Source organism: Loktanella sp. D2R18, from assembly GCF_003318235.1.
In the GTDB taxonomy this organism is placed as follows: domain Bacteria; phylum Pseudomonadota; class Alphaproteobacteria; order Rhodobacterales; family Rhodobacteraceae; genus Yoonia.
On the sequence record NZ_QOCG01000011.1, the window covers coordinates 43,400 to 63,264 of the forward strand.

Here is a 19,865-nt window from a genome sequence, read left to right on the forward strand (position 1 = left end):
CTATACATGTCCCATCAGGCTGCGGCGCGCCGCCAACTAAAGGAACTCACCAGAATGAAAATAGCGGTTGCCGGTCTTGGATATGTCGGGCTTTCGAACGCGGTGTTGTTGGCGCAGCATCACGATGTGGTCGCAGTTGATGTCGATGAACAGCGTGTTGCATTGGTGAATGATGGTAAATCAGCAATCGAAGACGACGATATTTCGGCTTACTTGGCGCGTGGTGATCTAAAGCTGACCGCAACAACGGATGCCAAATCTGCATTTGCAGATGCCGATTTTATCATCATAGCAACGCCGACAAATTACGACCCGCGCACCAATCATTTTGACACATCTACCGTCGAATTTGTCGCGGCCCAAGCGCATGAGATCGCACCAGACGCGGTGATCGTGATCAAATCGACGGTACCTGTGAAATTCACGTCCGGGCTGCGCGCGGATATTGGTTATGACCGGATCATTTTCTCGCCAGAGTTTCTGCGCGAGGGCAGGGCGTTACACGACAACTTGCACCCCTCGCGCATTGTGGTGGGCGCGCATACCGAAGACGCAAAACGCTTTGCTGACCTTCTTGTTGAAGGCGCGATCAAAAAAGACATGCCTGTACTTTTCACTGATACAACAGAAGCGGAAGCTATTAAGCTGTTTTCAAACACATTTTTAGCTATGCGGGTTGCCTATTTCAACGAACTCGATAGCTATGCGATCGCACATGGGCTTAACACCCGCGAAGTGATCGAAGGTGTCAGCCTCGATCCGCGTGTTGGCAGCCATTATAATAACCCGTCGTTTGGCTATGGCGGGTACTGTTTGCCCAAAGATACCAAGCAGTTACTTGCCAACTATAATGCTGTTCCGCAAAATATGATCAGCGCGATTGTGCAGTCAAATCGCACCCGCAAGGACTTTATCGCAGATCAAATCATCGCAAAAAAACCAACGGCAGTAGGGGTTTACAGGCTGGTGATGAAAGCAGGTTCCAGCAACTTTCGCGACAGTTCGGTACAAGGTATCATGAAGCGCATCAAAGCTAAGGGAATTCAGTGCATCGTCTATGAACCCGTGCTTGACGACGATCAGTTCTTTAACAGTAAAGTCATCTCAGATCTTGCTGAATTTAAACAGAAATCAGACCTTATTCTAGCCAACCGCCTGACCGATGACCTGTCGGATGTGGTCGATAAAGTCTATACTCGCGATCTTTTTGAGGTCGACTGATGGCGCAGAAAACCGTTCTTGTGACCGGCGCAGCTGGGTTTATCGGCTTTCATCTGTCACAGCTTTTGATGGCCGAAGGTTTCCGCGTTGTCGGGCTAGATAGCCATAATGACTATTACGATCCGGCCTTAAAATCCGCACGTGAAGCCCAACTTATTGCCAATGCCGACTATACGTCCGTAAGGGGCAGGGTTGAAGAGCCTAGTCTTTTAATGGACCTCTTTGCGGCACATCGGTTTGACGCTGTGGTGCATTTAGCCGCGCAAGCTGGCGTACGCTATTCCATTGAAAACCCGCGCGCCTATACCGAGGCCAACCTCATGGGCACATTTGAATTGCTTGAAGCCGCACGCGCGTATCCGCCAAAACATCTGCTCTTGGCGTCGACAAGCTCTGCCTATGGTGCCAACACTAAAATGCCATACCGCGAGACGGATCAAGCGGACCACCAAATGTCCTATTACGCCGCGACGAAAAAGGCGTCAGAGGCCATGGCCCACAGCTATGCACATCTTTACGATCTGCCGGTCACCATGTTCCGGTTCTTTACTGTTTACGGGCCTTGGGGGCGCCCAGATATGGCGCCCAATCTGTTTACCAGCGCAATCATGGCCAACGCGCCGATCAAAGTGTTTAACCACGGCGATATGAAACGCGACTTTACCTATGTTGTCGATCTGGTTCGTGGAATCCGCTTGTTGGTTGATGCCGTACCAGAACGTCCCGTTGATGGGGTTGTGCCAGAGGGCGATAGCCTGTCACCAGTCGCACCGTGGCGGATTGTGAATATTGGGAATGGTGAATGCGTGCCGCTGATGGATTTCATCGGAGCGATTGAGCGCGCGTCGAACCACAAGGCGCACAAACAAATGCTACCGATGCAACCCGGTGACGTGCCCGCAACCTGGGCTGACAACAGCTTGCTCAAATCGCTCACGGGCTATGCGCCGGAAACGAGCGTGACTGACGGTATCGCAGAATACGTCAAATGGCACAGGGCGTATTACAAAATCTAAGCGTTTGTAATTATGGGCATTTGCCCCGCATAAATTTAACATAATACTGATTATGCGCTTTTTTTGTGTACGCGCAAAGTTATGTGACATTGGCTTAAATAGCTGATTGGCTTCTTGCCCTGCTTCGTTTAGTGCGATGCTCAGAACGGCAGAGCCAATCGCGCCAAGTCAAATAGTTTTCGCTCAAATGAGTTGATGATCACATCGAGTGCTTTTCGTCGCTCAACAAGGTGTGCCGCTGCAAATGGTTTCCGTAGGCCACGCGTGGCGTAACCTAGCTTTCGAGGCACTTTGAAGTACCGATTGTCGAAACAGTCAATCGGACGGAATGGTGATCCTAAGCTCGCATGAAGCAACATATCTGCGAGCGACTTGATGATCAGGGCCATTTTCCGTTTCTTGCTGTTGCACCGATGTTTCCCGGGTGTGTCTATCAAAAACTGCTCATAACGGATGATGCTGCGCCAAAGCGATTGGGTCGTCTGGCAAATGAATGCGATCTGGATGCCGTACAATGCACATTCCGGCATATCACAATAGGCAAAACAGCTAGAACACTGCCCGTTCCAGAAGCAGAAAGTGATCCCCGCCCCCTGCCCGATCTTCTAAAAGGCATTGTGGAAACTAGCTGAGGCGTATCCGATCCGAGAGACTGGTAGTCTTGTCTGCCGTGTCGTTCACTCCGCCAGTCGCGGTCAAGTCGCTGCGTTCCAGAAACGGCCATTGCGATCTGGCGAACAACTTGCTTATGGCTGACGGTTCCAATGTAAATTTTTGCGCAAGTTGTGAAGTAAACACATCCGAACATTCAAGCTACAGGGCGAGGTCAGCGGCTAGGTGCCCTGCCCCGCCAAATGTCGCGTTGCTCACCGAACAGTGCGTAATTAGTCCACTCGGCGTGCAGCCCAGGATTGCCGCATTGCGCACAATGAACGAGGCAAATATTTCTCGCTTAGCTGGTGCGCGCGAGATTGGCAGCAGTCAAATCGTAGTCATATTCGGCTCTGCTGAAGCACTCGCTGAACAATCTGTAAGTGATAGATTCCTCCGCAGAGTAGATTGCAAAAAACCGCGAGGCGGATCAACACATCAATAAGATAGCGCGTGACGCCACCAGTGCGCCGGATGAGTGCCTTACGCAGCGAATGATCACACGGAAGATCGGATTCGCGACGAAGCGGACACCAGCACGCGAAATCACCAAGAAACCCCTCGAAATCAGTGTCATTCGCCTTGAAGACTAAAATTTCGACGACTTGCGCCCGTGTGCCCAGTTGGACGTCCTGCCACGGCAGCCAAGCCGTTATGGCTCTTGCGGAAGTCCACTGGATCGCTGCCCACGATGTCCATACGCTCCAAATTGGGCACCACCAACCTGCCCTAGTCGCCGAGTTTGGCGTCTACATCGCGAGAGGTCTCGCGCGGATCATTACACCCCGCACACAGCTTGAGAGGAACACAAACAACGAGTTAGCAAGACCTGCGAGATGGTGGTGCATAAGTCTGCCGCCAAAACCAAGACACCCCGTCGAATCAAATATGTCTTGCTATGCAGGAGCCATCCACACGTGATATTCGCTGTAAGCGCAAAAAAGCGCTGGTCATGCTCAAGTAGCCCGCAACAATTCCTGTAGGTTGAACGATGCCTTCATTGCTGGCCAACCTTACTTATCTTGGACAATTGCGTTTTCCCATTCACTGATGAATGCGTCTCGTTTCATTTGATCCAGATAGGTCATCAGCGCGGGATTTAGATTGATTGTCCGTTGCGCAATATTGTCGTCAAAGCCAGACAAAGGCGGCAAAGGAAACGTGAGCGGATCAGCCGCTGTTTGGAGCGCCAAAAGGTGACGAACGAAGCTTTCCGCGTGTTCAGGGTTTGTCGCATTCGCAGAAACCAAAACTGTTCGCATCATGGTTATTGGGAAATCTGAGGGCAGGATCACCATCAACTCATCTGAAATCTCTGCCTGGTTGCGCGCATAACTTCCCAAAACGTTGTAAGCCAACAACAAATCACCCTCTCGCAAATCGTCGATCATCTGCCCCGAGCAACAATAAAGTTGAGCATCCATGCGCCCCATGACCTCCATTAGGCGCCAATAGGTTTCAGACGCGCGGGCATCTTGTGTTGCGAAAAGATAGCCCAGTCCCGATTGCCTTACATCATAGGTTCCGACCCGTCCTTGAAATCGGTGGGGATGCTTACGCATCAATTCAATTAGATCCTGTCGACTACTTGGAGTGGGGAGATCGCTCAGTGCGTGGCGATTAATGACAATAGCAGCGGGTTCGGAGGTAAAGGCAAACAAGCTATCGCCCCATTGCGCCCAGTCAGGATGCTCGACATCCAAAACAGGGACCGCGAAACCATCGTTCGTCAGTTTTAGTTGCAGATCCATTGCACTTGAAATCACAACGTCGAACTGTTCAGGTGTCGCGCGAAATATGCGGTCGATGTCGGCAGTTCCGGTGACAACATACTCGACCGCAATGTTTGAGTATGACGCGATGAAGTCTTCAATAATGGGCGCAAAAAACGACGTGTCAGTGCTGGAGAGGATACGTAGCGGGGCTTGATCGGATGAGCCAAAGGTTTGCTGATCCTCCCATTCTTGGGAGAAGCCAAAAACGGGAAAGAAAAGCGCGATTAGAAGAACAATGTAACGCATGCGCCGCCCTCCGGTCTGTTACTCAGGGTCATTTTGCCGCCATGTACGACAGCAACTTCTTGTGCGATGGTCAGCCCCAGTCCGGATCCGACCTTGTTACCCATGTTTTTACCGCGTACGAAACGCCCAGAAAGCGTTTCAATTTCATCGGGGGCGAACCCCTGACCATCGTCGTAGACACTGACCGATAAAGTCGGCGACTTGGATATCTCTACACAGACCCCCGTTTCTGAGGGGGCATATTTCACAGCATTGTCGATCAGGTTGCGCATGGCATTTTGGAGTAGGATCGGATCGCCATGCAGCGTTGCGGAACTGTCGAGTTTCATAGTGAATGTGATGTCTTTCATCTCGGCCACGGGTGTCATGCTCACAACCAATTCCTGTAACAATTCTGTCAAATCGACTCGTGGCATTTCAAGGTTCTCGGCGCGAAACGTCACCATTGCGTGATCCAGCAATTGCCCAGCTGCACGACTGCTTTCATCAATCGCGCGCACCATCGCTTGCAGTGACTTGCGATTGTCCTCGCGATCGACGCGCTGCAGCGTCGCCTCAGCATGTGAACGCACCGTTGCAAGAGGCGTTCGAATACGATGCGCCGCCTCGGCGATGAAATCTTCGGATTGGGTCAGCGTGTGATCTAGTCGCGACATGAATGTATTTAGCGACGCAACCAAGGGCGCCATCTCAGAGGGGACAGGTTTGGTCACGGGGCTTAGATCCTGCGGACCCCGGCGGGTCACGGATGTTGTAAGACGGTGCATTTGACGGCTGGTGGTCGACGCGGCCCAAATCGCAAGCGCCGATGACATAAGAAAGAAACCAAGCCCAAGTAACGCAACATTGCGGGAAATCGCATGCAAAGTGCTGGATAAGGCGTCCTGCGTCTGGGCGATGGAAACAAACACGTTCCGAGGGCCATCAGATCCGATCAGCACCCTTGCTCCTGTAGCGATGCGCAATTGATCACCGTTAAATGTCGTGTTTTCGAATGCAGTACTTTCTGGCGCCACATTTCGCGGGACAACAAGCCAATCGTAGCCTGAAAGCAGGGTCCCGTCTTCGTAAATGGCATAGAATACGCGGTCATCTGCTTGTGTATTCAGCATCGATAACGACGAATAGGGAAAGTCCAGCGTCACGCGCCCATCGCGGATTACGGCGGTATCCAACACGGATGACATCGATGCATTCAGGATATTATCTTGACCTTGTTGCGCGACCTGCGTGGCAAGCACACGTACGGCCACAAACAATACTACCGCCAACAACGCGGCCCCACCGGTTAGGATAAGCGCCAAGCGGTTTCGCAACGATCCTGAAACGATCACATTAGCCGTCATGATCTAACCTGTAACCCAACCCACGTAGCGTTACGATCCGCACTTCTGATCCTTCCAAATGTTTACGCAGACGCCCGATATAGACCTCAATCGCGTTCTCGGATACGTCGTCATCGTATGAAAAAAGTCGATCCACTAGCTTTTGCTTTGAGAAGACCTGCCCCTTGGTGGCGATAAGGAGTTCAAGCAATCGCAATTCACGATTGCGAAGGTTTATGGTGGTCCCATTGACGCGCAACTGGCCGGATACTGCATTGAATTCGACACCTCCGATGGTCTGAACTGATTGCGCAGATCCGGCATTTCGTCGCAAAACAGCACGGCAGCGCGCTTGCAATTCGGCATGATCGAACGGCTTGGTTAAGTAGTCATCTGCCCCTAAATCCAGCATACCGATTCGGTCCGATATCTGGCTTCGCGCCGTCAAAACAATAACCGGAGTGAGGTTTTTGCGGGCACGATGCTGTTTTAGAAAACTCCGCCCATCGCCATCCGGCAACATGATATCTAGTAAGATCAGGTCGTACTCTCCGGTGTCGACAAAGGCGCATGCCTCAGCGATTTTTGCAGCGTGATCAACCGTGTGCCCATCCAGACGGATGCGCGAGGCAACCGCCTCGGCAAGTTCCAGATTGTCTTCAACAAGAAGGTATTTCATCGCTGTAATCTCACTAAATAGACGCGTGACAGGTTTATGTCAGGTTGCCGTGATTATCGTCACGCACGGAGCCGTAGGGAGAACGGCTACCAAATGGGAGAGTAACATGACAACTTTGAAAATGGGCCGTCGTGCCCTGATCGCCGCAACTGCGGCAACACTTGGTTTTGGTACGCCAGTCTTTGCGGACGGCCATCAGGTTCTTGACGAAATTCACTTTATCATCCCCGGCGGCGCAGGTGGCGGTTGGGATGGCACCGCGCGCGGCACTGGCGAAGCCTTGACCGAATCTGGCCTTGTTGGCAGCGCGTCTTATGAAAACATGTCTGGCGGCGGCGGCGGCGTTGCGATCGGATACATGATCGAAAACGCCGAAAGCCTTGAAGGCACATTGATGGTCAACTCGACCCCGATCGTGATCCGGTCATTGACGGGCGTTTTTCCGCACAACTTTCGTGACCTGACACTGGTATCAGGCACAATTGGTGACTACGCGGCAATCATTGTAGGCAAAGACAGCCCCGTCAACAACATGGACGACCTGCTGGCAATCTATGATGCTGACCCTGCTGGCACACCAATCGGTGGCGGTTCGGTTCCGGGCGGTATGGACCACCTTGTTGCTGCCATGGTTATGGAAGCATCGGGTCGTGACGCGCTTGGCGTGAACTACATTCCATACGACGCTGGCGGTACAGCCATGGCAGCATTGCTGTCCGGTGAAATCGCGGCCCTGTCGACGGGCTTCTCTGAGGCAGTTGACCTTTCCAATGCAGGTGAAGTCAAAATCATCGGTGTAACAGCAGCCGAACGCGTTGACGCCGCCCCAGACGCCATGACGATGATGGAACAGGGTATCGACACCACATTCGTCAACTGGCGCGGCTTCTTTGGCGCACCGGACATGTCTGATGAAAAGCTGGCGCAATACCAGTCAGCGATCGAAGCCATGTACGACACCCCCGAGTGGGAATCCGTGCGCGCGCGCAACGGTTGGGTCAACATCCACAACTCTGGCGACGAATTCCGCACCTTCCTCGAAGAGCAGGAAGCAGTAATCGGCGATCTGATGACGAAACTAGGTTTTCTCTAGACGTTCGCGTCATTACGAAAACACGACGGTGCGCTCAGGCGCTCCGTCACGTCTACTTTGAATTTCTTTGGGGAATTGTTTCATGGCTTTGGATCGTTGGATCGCACTTATTCTTTTGGGGATCTGTATCGCTTATGGATACACCGCTTGGTTCGCGATGGATGCCAATCTTGCGCCATTCATGCGCCGCAATCCCATATGGCCCAGCACATTTCCCAAAGTTCTTTCCGTCTTGGGCGTCGCTGCCTCGCTCATCATTCTAGTTGGGCTTGAGAAAAGCGAAGAAAAGATAGGCGAAATCGACCATCGCCGTTTGGGGGATTACTTCATCGGGCAAGCGGTTGTTTTGTTGGCCCTAATGGTCGTCTATGCGCTTTGTCTTCGTCCACTCGGTTTCTTGTTTTCAACATCGGCGTTCCTGATCATCGGGTCGTTCATCTTGGGCGAACGCAAATGGCATGTGATGATCCCCGTTGCTTTCATCGCCACCGGCTCGGTCTGGTATTTGGTCCAAGAAGTGCTCGGCATTTTCTTGCGCCCCCTGCCAATGTTTATGGGAGTTTGATATGCTCGAAGGTATCCTGATTGGTCTGCAAACGGCCCTGTCACTGCAAAATTTGCTCGTCGTCATCGGCGGCTGTCTGATCGGCACGTTCATCGGCATGTTGCCCGGTCTTGGGCCGATGTCGATTATCGCAATCATGATCCCCGTGGCGATCACGATGGGTGACCCATCCGCCGCTTTGATCCTGCTTGCGGGCGTCTATTACGGCGCGATATTTGGGGGATCAACGTCCTCAATCTTGCTGAATGCACCCGGAGTCGCCGGAACAGTAGCCTCATCTTTTGATGGCTATCCCATGGCGCGACAAGGCAAGGCTGGCAAGGCCCTGACAATCGCCGCCATTGCCAGTTTTGCAGGCGGTACAATCGGCGCAATCTTATTGATGATCTTCGCGCCGATGCTGTCGACCGTCGCGTTATTGTTCCATTCACCAGAATACTTTGCACTGATGGTTGTTGGCTTGTCCGCCATTGCGGCTTTCGCAGGGCCCGGCCAGGTGACCAAGGCACTGTTGATGACCATCCTTGGCTTGGTCATGGCAACCGTGGGCGAAGGCGCATTGTTCAACTTGCCACGATTTACGGGCGGCATCATGGACCTGCAATCGGGCTTTGGCTTCATCACACTGGCCATGGCAATGTTTGCCCTACCCGAAGCAATATTTCTCGTTCTTAAACCAAAGAACCTTGGCGATGACGGAGGCGAAATCAAAGATTTGCGCATCAGCCGTGCAGAAGCCCGCGCAATCGCGCCAGTCATTGGCCGCCAATCCATTCAGGGCTTTTTCATCGGGGTCTTACCCGGGGCCGGCGCGACAATCGCTTCGTTCCTTGGCTATGCAGTGGAACGCAACATCGCCCCGAAACATGAACAAGAGGAATTCGGCAAGGGATCTGTCAAAGGCCTGGCTGCTCCTGAAACGGCCAACAACGCGGCCTGCACAGGATCGTTCGTGCCACTGTTGACGCTAGGCATTCCGGGGTCAGGAACCACGGCCATTTTGCTGGGCGCGTTGATTGCATTGAACGTGACGCCGGGCCCACGTCTGATGATCGACGAACCACAGATTTTTTGGGCAGTTATCATGTCCATGTTCATCGGCAATCTGGTGCTATTGGTTCTGAACCTACCTTTGATCCCATACATCGCGAAATTGCTGGCTATTCCGCGCAATTATCTAATCCCTTTCATCCTATTTTTCACGCTGATGGGGGCCTACATCGGCCAAAACAATGCGACAGAATTGCTCATGCTCGTCGGGTTCGGCGTGTGCGGCATCGCGTTGAAATTCGCCAACTATCCGCTGCCACCTCTGCTGATCGGATTTATCTTGGGCGGCATGATGGAAGATAACTTCTCTCGCTCGATGCAGCTTTATGGCGGTGTTTCGTTTGTTTTGGAGCGGCCTATGACACTTGGTCTGCTGGTGATCGCCGCTGGCCTGATCATTGTCCCTGTCTTGCGATCACGCCTCGCCAAGTGATTTCAATCGGGCGCGCCACCGAACGGGAACGCAACAAGGATTGTCTGCAGTAACGCCGAAGTAGCCGTTGATATGAAATTGGCGGAAGTTTGCGCCCTCCGCTTGCCAGCCATCGACGATTGACAAATCGTTGCAACGTCGACCGAATGTCTGCTCCAAAGAAGTTGCACCGCAGAGACGCATGTTTTGGTCAATGTCCGCAACGGGCCGACCATGTCGATCAACACAAAGGTCGGAAACGAACTTTTTCTGCGGATCAAACTAAATTGGGCAACTTGAAGAAAGCGGGCTCCCAAGGTTGCGCCCCTGTTTTTTTCCGATGTGCCAACGCAGCGAACGGCGGTAATGGGCCACAGTGTCGATTTTTGTGATGTACAGAATGTCCAATTTTGGGAACCTCACAAGCACTCCCGTTTGATGCCTAAACCCATCTACCAATGTGATTGCTTCCGCCCACTCATCTATACCTTACCCAGTTCTAACTCCGAATCCGCATTGCAGAGATTGCGGTCATGTTACGCGGGTCATCGGAAAACTAAGACCGGCAAAGACGAAAATATGTTCCGGAATTTGTGCACTCGTCCGTCTTCGACAGATTCGTCATTGACGGATTTCCCGACCGCACTTCCTTTTGATACCTGTGGCGAATTTCATCTTTAAGGTGCAAAGATGAACCTCATTATAAGATATTGATCAGGCTACCACCAAAAAAGAATCGCCCCACATATTTGGAACTGTGCGCAATAACACATTGAAACCAAATATATATTGTAATTATCGAAACTATGGCGTTGCCAGATAGCATTGACCTATGCTCTGCTTAACGTAGGGGCAACTATTTATTAACCCAATCTTTCACATTCGCCCCTAGGTATGCGCACTAAGCGCGTTCCGCCTTTCGACGACACATAACATAGGGGGCCACATGGTCTCTTCGACTACGCTTTTTCATGCCCTGCTTGCAGGCCCTAAAGAGATGGGTGAATCTCGTGATTGATGCGGCGCTGTCTCTGACGGTGTCCAAGTTAAACGGGCATCTTTCTGGCCGCTTTGGTGCGCCCGAAGATATCGCAGTGCTTGCGCCACTGACCGATCCTGATGGAAAAGTCTCTGAATTGACCCGCAATCGTCTTGCGCTTTTCATCACCAATATCTCCGAAGACAGCGTGCCCCGCCGTGGTCAGGGTCGCGGCGCGCCGTTGGCCGGGTTCACCGCTGGCGAAGACCCTTTGCATCTGGACGTCTACGCGATGCTCGCGGCCTCTTATGATGCAAATATCTACGGCGAAGGGCTCAAGATGCTTTCCGCCGCTTTGATGTATTTTCAAAGCTACCCGATGATGACCCCGCAAAATACGCCCAATATGCCCAAGGGCATGCAGCAGCTATCGTTTGAGATCAGCAATCTGCGCGTCGAAGAGATGGGACAGATGTGGGGCAATCTGGGCGGCCGTTACGTGCCTTCGGTCATGTTTAAAATCCGTACAGTCACATTGACCTCTGGCGCGATTACCTCGCTGAAACCGGCAATCCGCAAACCACGCCGCAGTCTGTTTCCGCTCAGGGAGGCCCAGTCATGAGCTTCCATATCGCATTGTCATTGCGTTTGACCCACGAGTATTGGGGGGATGAAACCCCGCCGCTGCGTATCCTGCCAACCGACGTGCACCATTTTACAAGGGCCGGATTTTTGGCAAAGCCAGCCCCTGCCCGATTGGATGTCGTCGCTGAAACCGCACTGTTAACGACGCCAACCCTGCTTGATTTTGATGTCTTCAGCACCAGCCCGGATACATATGTACTGACCAAGGGGCTGGCCGCCGAAAAAGTTCCGCTGTTTGATTTGGGCACCGAAGACGAATTGCAGCTTTCAGATGCGCATCCTGTCCAAGCCCCGGCACGGATGCCCGGTGACCCTTTGCTGCGGCTACGCGTATCGATTGATGTTTCTGGCACGTACGAAGTGACCTTGCATTTGCAAGCGGTAAGTGCCCTTTGGGCCTATTACTTTACCGGTGAAAATGCTGCCGAACGCCTGCAAATTTTGGATACTGCGGGCAGCACATCCTTCGAAGATCTTGGTCGCACCGCGATCACGGAGGGCCATTTCGCCCGCGTCCTACGCTCTGACACGCCCATAAAGATGTCTTACCGATCTGACGCGCGTTTTGCGCTAGAGGCGCGGCAAGACCCGCCCTTTGACCCTATTACCCTGATCCCGGTGCTTCCTGCGGCCGGTGTCAATCTGCGCCCTACAGATGACCCTGCGGCCGCAGCCCCACTTCAATCCGACATTTTCGTCAGCTTATGGTAAAGGAGAATTTCCAATGGTCATGAAGACCCCCGGCGTCTACATCGTCGAAAAAAGCGCCTTCCCGAACTCGGTCGTGCAAGTCGCCACGGCGGTGCCCGCCTTTATCGGCTATACAGAACGCGCCGCAAACGGGAATGTATCGCTGCTTGATACCCCGTTCCGGATCACGTCATTTTCTGAGTATATGAGCTATTTCGGTGGCCCACCAAAGCCACAATACGAATTGGTCCCTTACAAACACTTTGACGGTACATCGCCGCTATCAGCGGATGGGGCCGCCAAGAAAGACGCCCTGCCCCGCGCGGTGTTTTCAGTTGGCGATGCCAAGTTTGAATTTGTGCAAAATAACCCGGCCTTCGCCTTATTCGGTGCGATGCGCCTGTTTTTCCAAAACGGCGGCGGCGCTTGCTATGTCACCTCTATCGGTGGCTATGAGGTCAAAAACGAAGCTGGAGAAATCGAAGACAATGTTATCGACGCTGATCTGATGCTGGTTGCGATCAACGGGTTGAAAAAAGAACCTGAGCCCACAATGCTCGTGATCCCAGAGGCAACCCGCCTTGCCCGTCAAAACGCCGTCAAAGTACAGCAAGCCATGCTGAAACACTGCGGCAACGACATGAAAAACCGTTTCGCGATTTTGGATATCTTTGCCGGTCACCTTGACCAAAAAGACCCGCTGGGCAACCCGGTTGCGACATTCCGCAATGACGTTGGGATCAACAATCTCGACTTTGGCGCGGCCTACTACCCGTGGCTGGATACGTCGATTTTCCAATCGCGTGACTTTAGCTACGAAAACATCGTCGGGGCCAGCCACCCGAAAATGATGTCGCTCATGCGTCAGGCAATGAAAGCTGGCAAAGAGCTCGCAACAGAGATCAATCGCATCTCGGCCCCAACGGTTTCTGGCGATTTCACAATCTCTGTGCCTAAAAGCGGCACAGTGAAGGTCACGCCGCATGATCTCACGGCCGAAGACGATGAAAGCGACAAAACCGGTTTGAACTATAAGATCGCCAAGACCGATCTCATGGGCGGCACATTTGTGAATGCTGACGGCGCCGAAGTTTGGGAATTCACCCAAGATATGTTGGGCGATGAAGAAACCGCAAGTTCGATTAGCTTTCAGCATGATGGTGCCTCTGCCAAGGGTAAGATCGAATTGGTTGTCAGCGACGAGGCCGAAATGGCCACCGATACATTGACCATGAATATGGAAATGATCGGTGCGATCCTACTGCCTGCCGCGATCAAGGAACAAACGGCAACCGCCGAAATTGACGTCGCCTCTGATCACCCTGACGCGGACGCTGGATCGATTGTCCTGTCCGATGCCACGTCATCAGATGGCAAGGTTAAGGCTGTCGAAGGTGTTGGGACATGGACGGTCGCGGATGCGGGCAGTGTCAGCTTTGCGCCAGACCCCGCCTTTGCAGGCCCTGAAGCCAAAGCGACATATACGATCTTTAAAGAGGACGAACTTATCGCAAAACAAGAGCTTCGGGTCTTGGTCGATGGCACCAGCCCTGTTGTTGCCCAAGGCCCCTCGCCCGCGATGATCGACAAAACATTGCGATCTTTGGTGCCGCTTTACGGCACGATGATGGACACAATTGCTAAGCGTGAAAATAGCATGGCACCGGGTGCAGGCATGGCTGGACTTTATACAATGGTCGACAATAGCCGTGGTGTTTGGAAAGCGCCTGCAAACATCTCGATGAACTCTGTGGTTGGGCCGAAGGTCAATATTAACCACGAAGAACAAGAGAACCTGAACGTCTCAACAACGGGTAAATCGATTAACGCGATCAGACCGTTTGTAGGTGAAGGTACGCTTGTTTGGGGCGCGCGGACGTTGGACGGCAACAGCCTTGACTGGCGCTACATCAACGTGCGCCGCACGATGATCATGATCGAGGAATCGCTGCGTTTGGCATCAAAGGCTTATGTCTTTGAACCCAATACCGCCAACACATGGATCACGATGAAATCAATGACCGAAAATTTCCTGACATCTGTCTGGAAACAAGGCGGTCTTGCAGGCGCTGTGCCGTCAGACGCGTTCAGCGTGCATGTGGGCTTGGGCGATACGATGACACCTGTTGATGTTCTCGAAGGGATTCTTCGGATCACGGTTCTGGTCGCTGTCGTGCGTCCGGCAGAATTCATCGAAATCACCTTCCAGCAGCAAATGCAGAAATCTTAAGAGTTTCAGAAAGGATATAACACATGGCAGATGATGGCTCCGCCCAAACGCAGGCGATTTGGCCGCTTCCAAAGTTCCACTTTCAAGTAAAGTGGGACGATACGGAATTGGCATTTCAAGAGGTCTCAGGCCTCGATATCGAAACCCAGCCGCTTGAATATCGCGCCGGCAATAACCCGGTATTTTCCACGATCAAAATGCCCGGCATGCTGAAGACCGGCAATATCACCATGAAAAAAGGCGTCTTTGTCAAAGACAATGCCATTTGGGATTGGTTTGCTGAAATCAAGATGAACACGATCACCCGTAAGGCGCTGACGATTTCATTGCTGGACGAAGCAGGTGCCCCGACGATGGTCTGGAAAGTGCAAAACGCCTTCCCGGTCAAAGTCAGCGGCACCGATCTAAAGGCCGAAGGCAATGAAGTCGCCGTTGAAAGCATCGAAATCGCCCATGAAGGGTTCGTGATCGAGAACGCCTAAGATGGACGATTTCAGCGCACCAACAGCGTTTCACTTTGACGTGGCTTTTCAAGGCAGTGATCCGGATATTTCGGACACTGCCTTCCAAGAGGTCACGGGGTTAGAGGTCGAAATGACGACCGAACCTTTGCAAGAAGGCGGTGAAAACAGGTTTGTGCATAATCTTCCAAAACAGGTCAAGCACAAGAACCTGTCGCTCAAACGCGCTCTGACGGGGGACGATAGCGGCCTTGTGACATGGTGCCAAAACACGCTTGAGCAGGGGTTCGGGACGCCAATCAAACCGCAAGATTTGTTGATTTCCCTACTCAACGAAGAGGCCGAACCAGTTGCAAGCTGGTCAGTGACAAATGCGTTTCCGGTTAAGTGGACGACAGGAAATTTCGACGCGATGAAGAATGAACTGGCAATTGAAACCGTTGAGCTAAGCTACCTGACGCTCGAGAGGAAAAGCTAATGGCGATCGAAATCGGCAATCTTACTGTACGCGGCACATTTGGCGACAGCCGGACCCCGGAAGGCGGTATATCAGAGGATAAAGTGCGTGATATAACAGTCGGTATTCGCAAAGAAATGCGTGAACTCATCAAGAAAGAGATCGCCGCCAGTGAACAGCGCATCAAAGAGGGTCTGCTGTCATGACCAAACTCACGATTACGCGCTGCGACACATCTGTTTCGCAAATCACCGCCAAATCGGGCGCAGCGAATGTCTTTACGACCACGATCAACCCATCCGCGTTTAACCGCAAGTATGCCACGAAGTTTTCGGGTACGGGCGGCGGGTCCGATGACGCCATCGGCAAGGCGGCACCCGTTCCCAAGTTTTCAGCGTCTGAACCCGAAGAAGTGTCATTCACGCTGACGCTAGATGGCACCGGCGTTGTACCCGATGCGGCAGGTACCACCGTGGCGGCGCAAATCGATAAATTACGCAGTATCGCCTATGATTATTCTGGCGATGACCATGAACCTGATGCGGTGCAGATCGACTGGGGGACGGAACTAAAAGGGTTTCAAGGGCGTCTGACCAGCCTTGATATCGACTACACATTGTTTGACCCAGACGGCGCACCATTACGCGCGACGATGAAGCTCAAGTTCATCGAGGCTTTGACCGATGCCCAAGTTGCGCTGGAAGCCAACAATCAATCCCCCGACCTGACCCACCTTGTCCGCGTGGTTGAGGGTGACACCCTGCCCCTTTTATGTGAACGCATCTATAAGGACGTCACTAAATACCTTGAAATCGCACGGTTTAATGATCTCGACGGTTTCGCAAGACTAGAGCCGGATACGCTGCTGCGTTTCCCGCCAATGAGGTAACCCATGGCCACCTCACCCGTCGCGAATGTCAGCGGTCCGCTTGGGATCAGTGTAAAAATCAACGGCAGTGCAATTGCGGAAGATATCGCTGTGAACGGGATCACTGTCACACTCGATATCAACCGGGTGCCGCAGGCAACTGTCCGATTGGCGGATGGATCGGTCGCGACCAATGAATTTCCGTTGATTGACGGCACTGATTTTGAGGTCAGCACCCCGATAGAGATCGCAGCATTCTTCGGCGCTGGCGCCGCGCAAACCCTGTTTAAGGGCATTATCACCGCGACCCGGTTGCGCATTAGCGGTGGTGGCGCGGGTGAGTTGGAACTTACCTGCCGGGACAAGGCCATTGCCTTAATGGACATTCGCAAAACCACCAGCTTTGCCCAGATGAAAGACAGCGATGCGATGGCAGCCATCATTGGTGATGCAGGGCTTTCGGCCGCTGTTAAAGCCACCACTGCCGACCCCAGCGATCTGGTCCAATATGATTGCAGCGATTGGGACTTCCTGCGCCAGCTAGCCGACCGGAACGGTCAGATTATCATTGTCGACGATGGCAAAGTGACCACGGACGCCCCCGACCCTGCTGTGGCCGCGACGATGGGGCTGACGCTTGGCATTGATATTTTGGATTTTGACTGCAAGATCGACACGGCCTCATTGATCAAAGATAGTGCCGTAAGCGGCTGGGATCCTGCGTCACAAGCAGTCACGACCGAAACCAGCGACAGCGCTGACACGGGGTCATGGGGCAATGCAACCTATGCCGATCTAAGCAAAGTCACAGGCGACCGTAGCCATACAGCCACGACCCCCTATGCCATTGGTCAGGTCGCGCTCGCGGATGTGGCTAAGGCGCGTGCGATGCGCGCACCGATGAGCGCGATTTCAGGGCGCTGCAAATATCCGGGATCTGCCTTGGCTGAGATTGGTAAAACCATTGAAATTACGGGCGTTGGCGACCGTTTAGGCGGGACCGCCTATGTTTGCGGCATCACCCATGAAATTTCTGCGGGCACCTGGGAAACCACTTCGCGGCTTGGCCTGCCAGCCGGCTGGCGATCCGATAGCTTTGGCCTGTCTACGCCCGGCGCTGGCGGGCTGAGCGCGCCGGTGCAAGGGCTGCATGTGGGCACCGTGCTTGCGATTGTGGACAGCGGCGGTACCAACCCAATGGGCGACGATACGATGATCCAAGTCAGCGTCCCATTGATGGGGGAAACCCCTGCTGAACTTTGGGCCCGCTATGCACAGCCCTATGCGACAGGCGGCGCAGGTATTCAGTTTTTACCCGAAACCGGGGATGAAGTCATTTTGGGCTTTTTATCCGCTGATCCCGGCGCACCTGTCATCTTGGGGTCGATGCATAGCGGCAGCCTTGCCCGCACAAACGAGGCCACCGAAGAAAACGAGCTTAAGACCATCACAAGCAAGTCAGGTATTCACATCACCTTTGATGACGACAAAGAAATCCTGACCGCCGAGACCCCGGCGGGCCAATCCATCGTGATTGACGATGACGCCAGCACAATCACCCTGACCGATGTCACCGGCAACACAATTACGATGTCTGACAGCGGCATGGAAATGGCGGCCCAAGGCACGTTTGACCTGACGGCCACAGACACAATCACCATCGCCAGCGATATGGATGTCGAAATCACCGGCATGAATATCAGTGCGACCGCCGATGCGGAAATGACCGCCGAAGGCTCTGCGAGCGCAAGCTTTAGCTCCTCAGGCCAATGTACGATCGAAGGCTCGATCGTCATGATTAATTAAGAAGGACCATGCTTATGCCACCTGCCGCCCGCCTGACAGATATGCATGTATGCCCTGCCGCAACCGGCCCTGTGCCTCATGTCGGTGGCCCTATTGTTGGGCCGGGTGAAGCAACGGTTCTGATTGGCAAACTTCCCGCGGCGGTCCAAGGCGACAATTGTGTGTGCGTCGGCCCACCAGCGACAATCACAAAAGGCTCTGCCACGGTAATGATCGGCGGCTCACCAGCGGCACGCATGGGCGACACAACAGCTCATGGTGGATCGATCGTTGCGGGCTACCCAACCGTGATTATCGGAGGTTAGCCATGGCAAGCGATGATCCGGGTTTTTTGGGACGTGGCTGGGCGTTTCCGCCACAATTTGATCCGTTTTCCGGCGAGGCAAAATTGGTCACCGCCGATGAAGATATATACCAAAGCCTGCGCATTCTTTTTGAAACCCGCCCCGGCGAACGCGTCATGCATCCAACGTATGGGTGTCGGATCTATGACTATATTTTCGACCCGCTCAACGCCGCAACCCTGCGCAAAATGGAGGCCGCAATCGCGCGCGCAATCTTGTTTTTTGAACCACGCATTGATGTTGATCAGACCAAAGTATCCGTGGCGGACGCGGCCGAAGGAAAGCTGCTGATCGATCTATACTATCGTGTTCGGCAAACCAATTCGCGCGCCAATGTGGTCTTTCCCTTCTATATTCGCGAAGGCACCTTGGTCACTGACACGCCCGTGGTCGAAGGGTAGCTGATGCACGCAAGGCGCCTCATATCACTTGTCACCTGTGCGGGTCTGTTGGGCGGTTGCGATGCTGTCCAAGGGGCCGTCAATGCCGTCCGCGATACAACCGCCGCCGAAGTCATTGGGCTCGGCCCCGATTTGCCCTGCGACGTGGACCGGTTCGAAGCCAAGCGTATGGCGGGTACTTATTTGCGCACAGCAAATGGTACGCCGGGCGGCACAATCATCGCGGTGTCAGGCCGCACACACGGTGGAAGCGCACCGCTCCCGCGCAATTTAGCTGTGGATGATCGCAAAATTCGCGGGCTTGATGCGTCAGCGTTGGGAGATCTGAGCGGACGCAAACATTCCACCGCAGTCCCCATCGCCGCGCTCAACACACGCGCAACACTGCCACTGGCCTATCAGCTTCGCTATCAGGCCGATGGCGTTGACTACAGCGGCCCTTTGGTCGTCGGTATCCCGCCGTTGCAAGACGACATACCACTTTTGGGGCAATCATTGCGCATGGGGGCCGTGGCCATCACCTACACAGCCGTCTCAAACGACGGCGCGGTCGAAACCACACAAGCCACCGGCGATTTTGCGATACGTCTTGGGTTTGGATCGCAGCGCGCCACGTTTTCGATCAGCAATCTTAGGATTGAAAGCGGCCCAGCATTGCCCTTTGCCCGGCTGCGCTGGACCCGACTGGGGCTTTGCGGTGCGCGGGTTGTCAGTTCTGGGCAGGGGGTGGTCAGCATGTATGACCATGACGACGGGCGCATCCCGACCTTTGGCCCAGACGCCGACCCAAGCGAAGGTGTGCTGGTATTTCAAGCCACCCAATTTGCAGCCGATCCTACCACTCCGGGCCCAAGTGACCTTGGCGGGGTCTTTGCCATTCAAGGTGATGCATCCAGCCTAACGGCAGTCTTTCTTTCGCGTGGCGGCTCAGCCGCAGCAATCCCCTAACCC

The 19,865-nt window shown here is 53.5% G+C and carries 20 protein-coding genes; 17 read left to right on the forward strand and 3 right to left on the reverse strand.

Annotated elements, in window-relative coordinates; genetic code table 11:
- The first annotated feature begins 54 nt into the window (after positions 1-54).
- From DS901_RS06865 to DS901_RS18555, 3 genes are all read left to right on the forward strand, one after another.
- On the forward strand, positions 55-1,221 hold the full coding sequence (locus DS901_RS06865) for a nucleotide sugar dehydrogenase (RefSeq protein WP_113776200.1): 1,167 nt from the start codon (positions 55-57) through the stop codon (positions 1,219-1,221).
- Entirely contained in the window at positions 1,221-2,237 is a 1,017-nt protein-coding gene (locus DS901_RS06870; RefSeq protein ID WP_113776201.1) for an SDR family NAD(P)-dependent oxidoreductase, read from the forward strand. Before DS901_RS06865 ends, DS901_RS06870 begins: the two co-directional genes overlap by 1 nt.
- 347 nt (positions 2,238-2,584) lie before the next feature.
- On the forward strand, positions 2,585-2,869 hold the full coding sequence (locus DS901_RS18555; protein WP_147249877.1) for a hypothetical protein: 285 nt from the start codon (positions 2,585-2,587) through the stop codon (positions 2,867-2,869).
- 1,032 nt (positions 2,870-3,901) lie between these two features.
- On the opposite strand, the gene DS901_RS06885 is transcribed toward DS901_RS18555, so the two are convergent.
- From DS901_RS06885 to DS901_RS06895, 3 genes are read right to left on the reverse strand one after another with little or no spacing between them, the layout of a single operon-like run.
- Positions 3,902-4,909: an ABC transporter substrate-binding protein gene (locus DS901_RS06885; protein WP_113776204.1), complete on the reverse strand. Its 1,008-nt coding sequence runs from the start codon at positions 4,907-4,909 to the stop codon at positions 3,902-3,904.
- Positions 4,888-6,255: a sensor histidine kinase gene (locus tag DS901_RS06890; RefSeq protein ID WP_113776205.1), complete on the reverse strand. Its 1,368-nt coding sequence runs from the start codon at positions 6,253-6,255 to the stop codon at positions 4,888-4,890. Before DS901_RS06890 ends, DS901_RS06885 begins: the two co-directional genes overlap by 22 nt.
- Complete coding sequence (locus DS901_RS06895) at positions 6,245-6,913, reverse strand: response regulator transcription factor (RefSeq protein WP_113776206.1); 669 nt, start codon at positions 6,911-6,913, stop codon at positions 6,245-6,247. Before DS901_RS06895 ends, DS901_RS06890 begins: the two co-directional genes overlap by 11 nt.
- Before the next feature lie 106 nt (positions 6,914-7,019).
- Between DS901_RS06895 and DS901_RS06900 the strand changes: the two genes are divergently transcribed.
- The 14 genes from DS901_RS06900 (at position 7,020) to DS901_RS06970 (ending at position 19,862) form a co-directional block, all read left to right on the forward strand.
- Positions 7,020-8,006 (forward strand): Bug family tripartite tricarboxylate transporter substrate binding protein, encoded by a 987-nt coding sequence (locus tag DS901_RS06900; RefSeq protein ID WP_113776207.1) that lies wholly within the window; start codon positions 7,020-7,022, stop codon positions 8,004-8,006.
- Between the two features lie 82 nt (positions 8,007-8,088).
- Positions 8,089-8,571 carry a tripartite tricarboxylate transporter TctB family protein gene (locus DS901_RS06905; RefSeq protein WP_113776208.1) on the forward strand — a complete coding sequence of 161 codons (483 nt, stop codon included), beginning with the start codon at positions 8,089-8,091 and terminating at the stop codon, positions 8,569-8,571.
- A gap of 1 nt (position 8,572) precedes the next feature.
- Positions 8,573-10,054, forward strand: a complete 1,482-nt coding sequence (locus DS901_RS06910) for a tripartite tricarboxylate transporter permease (protein ID WP_113776209.1) — start codon at positions 8,573-8,575, stop codon at positions 10,052-10,054.
- 980 nt (positions 10,055-11,034) lie between these two features.
- Positions 11,035-11,634, forward strand: a complete 600-nt coding sequence (locus DS901_RS06920) for a DUF4255 domain-containing protein (RefSeq protein WP_258546670.1) — start codon at positions 11,035-11,037, stop codon at positions 11,632-11,634.
- Entirely contained in the window at positions 11,631-12,368 is a 738-nt protein-coding gene (locus DS901_RS06925) for a hypothetical protein (protein WP_113776212.1), read from the forward strand. The genes DS901_RS06920 and DS901_RS06925 overlap by 4 nt, the downstream gene beginning before the upstream one ends.
- Positions 12,369-12,381: 13 nt before the next feature.
- A complete protein-coding gene (locus DS901_RS06930) occupies positions 12,382-14,577 on the forward strand; it encodes a phage tail sheath C-terminal domain-containing protein (RefSeq protein WP_113776213.1) in 2,196 nt (731 codons plus the stop codon).
- Between the two features lie 23 nt (positions 14,578-14,600).
- Positions 14,601-15,059, forward strand: a complete 459-nt coding sequence (locus DS901_RS06935; RefSeq protein ID WP_090198084.1) for a phage tail protein — start codon at positions 14,601-14,603, stop codon at positions 15,057-15,059.
- 1 nt (position 15,060) lies between these two features.
- Positions 15,061-15,516: a phage tail protein gene (locus tag DS901_RS06940; RefSeq protein ID WP_113776214.1), complete on the forward strand. Its 456-nt coding sequence runs from the start codon at positions 15,061-15,063 to the stop codon at positions 15,514-15,516.
- Complete coding sequence (locus tag DS901_RS06945) at positions 15,516-15,701, forward strand: hypothetical protein (protein WP_113776215.1); 186 nt, start codon at positions 15,516-15,518, stop codon at positions 15,699-15,701. Before DS901_RS06940 ends, DS901_RS06945 begins: the two co-directional genes overlap by 1 nt.
- Positions 15,698-16,384: a CIS tube protein gene (locus DS901_RS06950; RefSeq protein ID WP_113776216.1), complete on the forward strand. Its 687-nt coding sequence runs from the start codon at positions 15,698-15,700 to the stop codon at positions 16,382-16,384. The genes DS901_RS06945 and DS901_RS06950 overlap by 4 nt, the downstream gene beginning before the upstream one ends.
- Before the next feature lie 3 nt (positions 16,385-16,387).
- On the forward strand, positions 16,388-18,169 hold the full coding sequence (locus DS901_RS06955) for a phage baseplate assembly protein V (protein ID WP_113776217.1): 1,782 nt from the start codon (positions 16,388-16,390) through the stop codon (positions 18,167-18,169).
- 14 nt (positions 18,170-18,183) lie between these two features.
- On the forward strand, positions 18,184-18,474 hold the full coding sequence (locus DS901_RS06960) for a PAAR domain-containing protein (RefSeq protein WP_113776522.1): 291 nt from the start codon (positions 18,184-18,186) through the stop codon (positions 18,472-18,474).
- A 2-nt stretch (positions 18,475-18,476) separates the two neighbouring features.
- Complete coding sequence (locus DS901_RS06965; protein WP_113776218.1) at positions 18,477-18,914, forward strand: GPW/gp25 family protein; 438 nt, start codon at positions 18,477-18,479, stop codon at positions 18,912-18,914.
- A 3-nt stretch (positions 18,915-18,917) separates the two neighbouring features.
- Positions 18,918-19,862, forward strand: coding sequence for a hypothetical protein (locus tag DS901_RS06970; protein ID WP_113776219.1), 945 nt, complete (start codon positions 18,918-18,920; stop codon positions 19,860-19,862).
- Positions 19,863-19,865: the final 3 nt, after the last annotated feature.

Bases quoted from the DNA above. Each gene is read 5' to 3' on its own strand.
- DS901_RS06890 (WP_113776205.1), bottom strand. From the start codon at position 6,255: ATGACGGCTAATGTGATCGTTTCAGGATCGTTGCGAAACCGCTTGGCG.
- DS901_RS06955 (WP_113776217.1), top strand. From the start codon at position 16,388: ATGGCCACCTCACCCGTCGCGAATGTCAGCGGTCCGCTTGGGATCAGT.
- DS901_RS06895 (WP_113776206.1), bottom strand. From the start codon at position 6,913: ATGAAATACCTTCTTGTTGAAGACAATCTGGAACTTGCCGAGGCGGTT.
- DS901_RS06865 (WP_113776200.1), top strand. From the start codon at position 55: ATGAAAATAGCGGTTGCCGGTCTTGGATATGTCGGGCTTTCGAACGCG.
- DS901_RS18555 (WP_147249877.1), top strand. From the start codon at position 2,585: ATGAAGCAACATATCTGCGAGCGACTTGATGATCAGGGCCATTTTCCG.
- DS901_RS06870 (WP_113776201.1), top strand. From the start codon at position 1,221: ATGGCGCAGAAAACCGTTCTTGTGACCGGCGCAGCTGGGTTTATCGGC.
- DS901_RS06910 (WP_113776209.1), top strand. From the start codon at position 8,573: ATGCTCGAAGGTATCCTGATTGGTCTGCAAACGGCCCTGTCACTGCAA.
- DS901_RS06900 (WP_113776207.1), top strand. From the start codon at position 7,020: ATGACAACTTTGAAAATGGGCCGTCGTGCCCTGATCGCCGCAACTGCG.
- DS901_RS06950 (WP_113776216.1), top strand. From the start codon at position 15,698: ATGACCAAACTCACGATTACGCGCTGCGACACATCTGTTTCGCAAATC.
- DS901_RS06960 (WP_113776522.1), top strand. From the start codon at position 18,184: ATGCCACCTGCCGCCCGCCTGACAGATATGCATGTATGCCCTGCCGCA.
- DS901_RS06885 (WP_113776204.1), bottom strand. From the start codon at position 4,909: ATGCGTTACATTGTTCTTCTAATCGCGCTTTTCTTTCCCGTTTTTGGC.
- DS901_RS06905 (WP_113776208.1), top strand. From the start codon at position 8,089: ATGGCTTTGGATCGTTGGATCGCACTTATTCTTTTGGGGATCTGTATC.
- DS901_RS06930 (WP_113776213.1), top strand. From the start codon at position 12,382: ATGGTCATGAAGACCCCCGGCGTCTACATCGTCGAAAAAAGCGCCTTC.
- DS901_RS06945 (WP_113776215.1), top strand. From the start codon at position 15,516: ATGGCGATCGAAATCGGCAATCTTACTGTACGCGGCACATTTGGCGAC.
- DS901_RS06925 (WP_113776212.1), top strand. From the start codon at position 11,631: ATGAGCTTCCATATCGCATTGTCATTGCGTTTGACCCACGAGTATTGG.
- DS901_RS06970 (WP_113776219.1), top strand. From the start codon at position 18,918: ATGCACGCAAGGCGCCTCATATCACTTGTCACCTGTGCGGGTCTGTTG.
- DS901_RS06935 (WP_090198084.1), top strand. From the start codon at position 14,601: ATGGCAGATGATGGCTCCGCCCAAACGCAGGCGATTTGGCCGCTTCCA.
- DS901_RS06940 (WP_113776214.1), top strand. From the start codon at position 15,061: ATGGACGATTTCAGCGCACCAACAGCGTTTCACTTTGACGTGGCTTTT.
- DS901_RS06965 (WP_113776218.1), top strand. From the start codon at position 18,477: ATGGCAAGCGATGATCCGGGTTTTTTGGGACGTGGCTGGGCGTTTCCG.